4 protein-coding genes and 1 pseudogene are annotated in these 6,538 nt (G+C 69.3%); 3 read left to right on the forward strand and 2 right to left on the reverse strand.

The annotated features are described in order from the left end of the window. Nucleotides 1–426: 426 nt before the first annotated feature. On the forward strand, nt 427–1,035 hold the full coding sequence (locus E9998_RS21565) for a hypothetical protein (protein ID WP_136531766.1): 609 nt from the start codon (nt 427–429) through the stop codon (nt 1,033–1,035). Between the two features lie 1,451 nt (nt 1,036–2,486). On the opposite strand, the gene fbaA is transcribed toward E9998_RS21565, so the two are convergent. After that, nucleotides 2,487–3,509, reverse strand: coding sequence for a class II fructose-bisphosphate aldolase (fbaA, locus tag E9998_RS21570; RefSeq protein WP_136531767.1), 1,023 nt, complete (start codon nt 3,507–3,509; stop codon nt 2,487–2,489). A gap of 181 nt (nt 3,510–3,690) precedes the next feature. Between fbaA and E9998_RS21575 the strand changes: the two genes are divergently transcribed. Next, complete coding sequence (locus tag E9998_RS21575) at nt 3,691–3,891, forward strand: hypothetical protein (protein WP_136531768.1); 201 nt, start codon at nt 3,691–3,693, stop codon at nt 3,889–3,891. Nucleotides 3,892–3,943: 52 nt separating this feature from the next. Here E9998_RS21575 and E9998_RS21580 read toward each other — a convergent pair whose 3' ends face one another. Further along, on the reverse strand, nt 3,944–6,022 hold the full coding sequence (locus tag E9998_RS21580) for a S9 family peptidase (protein WP_136531769.1): 2,079 nt from the start codon (nt 6,020–6,022) through the stop codon (nt 3,944–3,946). A gap of 236 nt (nt 6,023–6,258) precedes the next feature. On the opposite strand from E9998_RS21580, the pseudogene E9998_RS25550 reads away from it, so the two are divergent. Continuing rightward, nucleotides 6,259–6,538, forward strand: a pseudogene (locus E9998_RS25550) (hypothetical protein); the annotation flags it as partial.

The following is a 6,538-nucleotide window of genomic DNA, read 5'->3' on the forward strand; positions in this document are numbered from 1 at the left end:
CGAGGTCATAGATCGAGGTCACTCCCATGGCCCGGCCGTCTCTGTCGTGCGAGCGCGGCCTGGAGCCTGGCCCTCCGGTGGGGAAGGGCGGGCGACAACTGAAGAAGGTAAAGGCGGCCCGCCGCAACGGGTCCAATCGATGATGGCGGGCCGCCCCCTAGATCCAGGAGAAACGAGGTTTCCCATGGTGTCGTCAAGCGTATCCCCGGAGTCCGACGATCCGGGCTCGCCCGCCGCGCAGCGTCATCGCGAGCGACTGGTCCGGGAGTTCGAGCCGATCCCGGGCGTCCACGAGCCCTACTCGGAGGAGTCCCGCCATTGTCGGGTCTGCTCGGCCCACTTCGGTATCGCGGTCCTGTTCCCGTGCTTGAGCTACCAGGCCCAGCGGCGCGATCACCGCCACGGCGAGGATGCGGGGGCCGAGTCGTGAACCGCCGTCCCGATCCCGCCGAGGCTGCGCCGATCGCGTTGCGGGACATCACTATCCGCGGTCACGCGCTGCGAGTCAGCGCGTCGCCGGTGAACTTCACCGTCACCGTGTTCGAGCTTCCCGACCGGATCACGCCGGTCTACCTCGGGCATCTCACGGGCATCGAGACGGGAAGCGTCCGGCTCCAACTGGTCGAAGACGCCGACTGGGCCGACGCCGATTCGGTCCGTCGGGCCGTCATCGCCGCCGCGCTCGGATTCTGGCGGCAGGTCCGGAACCTTCACTTGCGGTCCCTGGGCACCCTCGGCCTTCCGATCCTGTCCGCACCCGTGATCGACGGGCGGGTGCTGCGCCTGTGCGAGCTGCCGGGCCGAAGCTGCATCAGGGCCACTTTCGCGAGCGTCGAGCCGCACTATGTCGGCATCGTCGCCGACCTGCACACCGGGGTGCCGCGTTTCGTCGGTGCCGCCGAACACCTCGACTGGGCGAAGACCGGAGGGCGCATCCGCCGCATCGTGGATGAGGCGGTGCTCGCCTACCAGCACCGGGACCGTTCCGAATCGCGACTGAGAGAAGTGCCGGGGGCCTCGGGCAGCGTCGCCTGACTAGGCGACCTGACATGCGTGACAAACGCCTGCGTCGACCTGCGGAGGCTGGTCATACGACGGTGTTCGGGCGTTCAGCGATGGAGTGGAGGAGGCCCGGCCCGAGGTGGATTGTAGGGCTGGGCCGCGTCTTCCCCTGGCGTTCAGGCTTGCAACGACGGGGCTGTGGCGGCCAAGCGGGTCGCGTAGCTCTCCGAGCGGCTTGACTCGGCGTTCAGGCTTGCAACGACGGGGTAGTGGCGGACCACGCTCCGGTTGTGCCGCCGTGAACCAGCCTGGTCGTCGGGCGGGCTACACCCCGCAGCGACGGAGTGGCGGCCCGAGGCAGCGAAGGTCGTCCGCGGCCTCACCAGGTCGGGCGGGCTGCACCCCGAAGCCACGGAGTGGCGGGGCGAGTAGCGAGGTTGCCTGTCCGGGAACGAGTTTGGCCGTTGCATGGGCTACATCCGGCAGCGATGGAGCGGTGGCGGGTGAGGTTCCGGGCGCGTTGCCGGGAACGGCGTCGGTCGTCCGGCCGGCTGCAACCCACGGCGACCGAGCGCTACAGCAATCGGGAGCCCGGCCCGTCCAGTGGACCCCGAGCGGGTTCGCTCTGGAGTGCAACTGTGCAGCACGACCGAGGTCACGGTCAAGCTCGTCGTGGTCTTCGTACCTCCTTCCCCTTCTACCTTCTTGTCTCGCTTCCTCTCTATCCTCCGGTGTTGCTCACCGGTGCGGTGTGGTGCTCCGGTGCGGTGCACCGGTATTGCCGTGGCGGCTACTGCCGCCGGTCAAACAGCTGGGCACGGTACTGCTGGTGCCCAGGGTGTTCGGGCCCGGCATGGCCGGGCTCGGTGGCCTGCCGTCGTCGCAACCCTTTCTTGGGGTGGCTCCGACGAGCAGTGGTATCGGGGACCGGATAGGAGCGCCCTACGCTTTCGCGATCGTCTCGGTTTCGATGGAGTGGAGGAGTATCTGGCCAGAGGCTTATGTCGTAGTCTGCTTACCACCAGACTCTGCTCCACTACACGGATTCCGCATCCCTGTACGTAGTTCAATCATCCCTCCGCCCGGGCCGGGCCGCATCACCCACACGATTCGAACATCCTCATGTTCCGTCCCAGAGTGTTTGTGCCCCAATGGGAATGGGCCCTGCCGCCCGCCGAGAGCCCCCGTCTCTCGTGTCGGTGCCGCTCTTGCCCCGACCCGACTCGGCCCGCAACTCGAATGCTCCGCCAGCCCCGCACCCGCTGCGTCGCTGCCGCCTTTCAACAGCCCGGCCGTCCGCCGACCCTGTTCTCGCTAGCGCCCCGCCGCCACGACCGGTCCCGGGCGCGACCGCAGCCTTCGGCGCACTCGCCATCCACTGTTCGCACCGAGGACCTGCTCAGCTACGGCCGCGTCGGAGGGGACAAGAAAGAGCCCGGATCGCTGCGCGACCCGAGCTCTCCTCTTTCGCCTTGCGGCGCTTGCTACTTGATCTTGTTGCCCGCAGAGCGGAGCTGCTGGCAGGCCTCGATGATGCGGGCGGCCATGCCGGCTTCGGCGAGCTTGCCGTAGGCGCGGGGGTCGTAGGCCTTCTTGTTGCCGACCTCGCCTTCGACCTTGAGGACGCCGTCGTAGTTGCGGAAGATGTGGTCGACGATGGGGCGCGTGAAGGCGTACTGGGCGTCGGTGTCGATGTTCATCTTGATGACGCCGTGGTCGACCGCGTCGCTGATCTCCTGCGCGGTGGAGCCGGAGCCGCCGTGGAAGACCAGGTCGAAGGGCTTGTCCTTGCCGACCTTGGCGCCGACGGCGTCCTGAATCTCCTTGAGGATCTCGGGGCGCAGGTGGACGTTGCCGGGCTTGTAGACGCCGTGCACGTTGCCGAAGGTGAGGGCCGTGAGGTAGCGGCCCTTCTCGCCGGAGCCGAGGGCTTCGACGGTGGCGAGGCCGTCTTCGACGGTGGTGTAGAGCTTCTCGTTGATCTCGGCTTCGACGCCGTCCTCTTCGCCGCCGACGACGCCGATCTCGATCTCGAGGATGATGTTGGCCTTCGAGGTGCGCGCCAGGAGCTCCTCGGCGATGGCGAGGTTCTCGTTCATCGGGACCGCGGAGCCGTCCCACATGTGGGACTGGAACAGGGGCAGCTCGCCGCGGGCGACGCGCTCCTCGCTGATGGCCAGGAGGGGGCGCACGAACGAGTCGAGGTTGTTCTTCGGGCAGTGGTCGGTGTGGAGGGCGACCTTGACCGGGTAGTTCTTGGCGATCTCGTGCGCGGCGGCGGCGAGGGCGACCGAGCCGGTCACCTTGTCCTTGACGGTCGGGCCGGAGAGGTACTCGGCGCCGCCGGTGGAGACCTGGACGATGCCGTCGGACTCGGCTTCGGCGAACGCGGCGAGCGCGGCGTTGAGCGTCTGAGTCGACGTCACGTTGATGGCCGGGTAGGCGAAGGAGCCTGCCTTCGCCCGGTCGATCATCTCGTTGTATTCGTCGGGTGTTGCGATAGGCATGCTGCCTGCTCCTTAGACAAGTCGTTGATTGCTCCCCGACCGGGGGCGGTGCTCAGACGCCGCTGTCTGATGGCCTCTGTTGCGTCGGGGTGAAGTATTGCCCACGAGCATGTGAAGGCCCTCCTCAGGCTACCTGGTGGTTCGTCGGCCGCGCGGCCTCGGGCGCGTCTACGGTTGGTATATGAACTATCACCGGGAATGGGAGGACGACTCCGACGAGTTGTCCGAGTTCGACCTGGCCGGCTCGGCCGACCCCGCCGAGGGGGCCGACCCGGAGGAGCCCGCCGGGGACGGCCCGGTGCCCGACGAGGCCGATCCGGCGGACGCGGCGCACCAGCTGATCGTCGTCGAGTTCGACGAGGACGAGCCGCGCGGGGACTGAACGGCCGAGGGCCCGGCGCAGCACCGCTGCGCCGGGCCCTCGTATGCGTCCGTCAGGCGATGCCGAGCTTGTCGAGGACCCAGGCGAGGTTGAACGCCTCTTCCTCCCACGCGTCGTAGCGTCCCGAGCGGCCGCCGTGCCCGGCCTCCATCTCGGTCTTGAGGAGCACGTCGGACTCGGGGCTCTCGTGGCGGAGCTTCGCGACCCACTTCGCGGGCTCGTGGAAGCCCACGCGGATGTCGTTCAGGCTGGTCACGGCCAGGATCGACGGGTAGGCGACGGCGGTGACGTTCTCGTAGGGCGAGTACGACTTCATGTACGCGTACACCTCCGCCGAGTCCAGCGGGTTGCCCCACTCCTCCCATTCGCCGACGGTGAGCGGCATGGTCGGGTCGAGGATCGTGTTGAGCGCGTCGACGAACGGGACGTCGGCGAGGACGCCCGCGAACCGCTCCGGGGCGAGGTTCGCGACCGCGCCCATGAGCAGGCCCCCGGCGGACCCGCCGCGGGCCACGATCCGGTCCGGGGCGGCCCACCCGGCCGCGACCAGGTGGTTCGCGGCGTCCACGAAGTCGGTGAACGTGTGCTTCTTGTGCAGGAGCTTGCCCTGCTCGTACCACTGCCGGCCCATCTCGCCGCCGCCCCTCACGTGCGCGATCGCGAAGACGACGCCGCGGTCGAGGAGGCTGAGGCGGGCGATGGAGAAGTACGGGTCGATGGAGTGCTCGTAGGAGCCGTACCCGTACAGCAGGCACGGCGCGGTCCCGTCCGCTTCGACGCCGGCCTTGGCGACGATCGAGATCGGCACCTGGGTGCCGTCGGCGGCGGTCGCCCATTCGCGGTACTGCACGTAGTCGGCGGGGTCGAAGTCGCCGAGGACGGCGGTGCGCTTGCGCAGGTGGAGTTCGGCGGTGTCGATGTCGTAGTCGTACACCGACGGCGGGGTCACCAGGGACCCGTAGCCGATGCGCAGCTGCCGCGACTCGTAGTCGGGGTTCTGGCCCAGGCCGACGTCGTACAGCGGCTCGTCGAACGCGATCTCGCGGAAGCGGCCCTCGGCGTCGAGCAGGGCGACGCGGGGCAGGCCCGCGCGGCGCAGCGAGACGACGACGTGGTCGGCGAACGCGTCGACCGATTCGAGCCGGATCGCGCTGTGGTGCGCGATGACCTCGTTGAACCCGGTGGTGTCCTCCACGGGGGTCCACCCGAGCGTGAAGTTCTCGGCGCCCTTGTTGTGCAGCACCCAGAACCGGTCGCCCTGGTGGTCGATGACGACCTCGACGCCCTGCTCGCGGCCGGCGCCGAAGACGGCGAACTCGCCGGTCGGGTCGTCGGCGTCGAGGTAGCGGTACTCCGTCGTGGTCGAGGAGCCGGAGTAGATCACGAGGTAGCCCTTGGAGCGGGTCAGGCCGATGCCGGTGCGGAAGCGCTCGTCGTCCTCCTGGTAGACCAGGACGTCCTCGGAGGCGTCGCCGAGGACGTGGCGCCACACCTGGTGGGGGCGCCAGGCGTCGTCGACCTTGGAGTAGAAGAACACCGAGCCGTCGGCCGACCAGGCGCCGCCGTAGAAGACGCCCTCGATCTCGTCGGCGAACAGCTCGCCGGTGCGCAGGTCCTTGAACCGCAGGGTGAACCGCTCGTCGCCGGAGTAGTTGACGCCGAACGCGAGGAGGTTGCCGTCGGGGGAGACGTCGTGGATGCCCTGGGAGAAGAAGTCGTGCCCCTCCGCGAGCACGTTGCCGTCGAGGAGGACCTCCTCGCCGTCCACTGCCACGCCCGCCTCGACCTCGGGCGGCGTGTCGCCCTCGGCCTTGACGCGGCACTGGATCGCGTACTGCTTGCCCTCTTCGGTGCGCCCGTAGTACCACCAGCCGCCGTCCCTGACCGGGACGGACAGGTCGGTCTCCTGGGTGCGGTCCTTGATCTCGCCGAAGATCGCCTTGCGCAGCCCCGAGAGGTGCCCGGTGCGCGATTCGGCGTACTCGTTCTCGGCCCGCAGGTACCCGAGCACGTCAGGGTCGGCGGCGTCCTTGAGCCACTGGTAGGGGTCGACGACCGTGTCGCCGTGGTGGGTTCTGGTCTGCTCGCGGCGGTCGGCGACCGGCGGCTGCACGGGTTGCGGATCTGACATGGCTCAACTGTAGGTGGCCCGGGCGCGATCCGCGGTCCCGCGGCCTTCGACCGGGTTTCGCACCCGGGGAATGGACGCGACCGGAACGCACGCCGCCGCACCTTCCGGCTGCGGCCCAGGTCGCGGCCGCTGCCGGCGGTCCTGATCGACGCGAGCCGCGCTCCCTTTCGGACCTGCCCGCGCCAACTCCTCCGAATCGCGCCGCAGAAGCGGGGCGAACTGTGACGATGGTCCACATGAGCGACCATCGGGACGACACCGAGCCGATGCCCCGGAAGCCCACCGAACCCGCGGACGGGCCCCCGCCGGAGGTCACTGGCAGTGCCCCGGACACTCCCGGCGACGCGGCGGGCGGCGCTGCGCCGCACGAATGGCCTGAGCTCCCCGAAGCCGACCCGGCGCCGGGCCGGAAACCGGACCGCGCCATGCGCGGCGCCGATGCGGACGACGGCTCTGCGGCCGAGAACGATGCGGTCGCCGACCGCGCCGACCGCGCCGACCGCGCCGACCGCGCCG

Origin of the sequence: Glycomyces paridis (genome assembly GCF_004912155.1) — a bacterium.
GTDB lineage: Bacteria > Actinomycetota > Actinomycetes > Mycobacteriales > Micromonosporaceae > Glycomyces > Glycomyces paridis.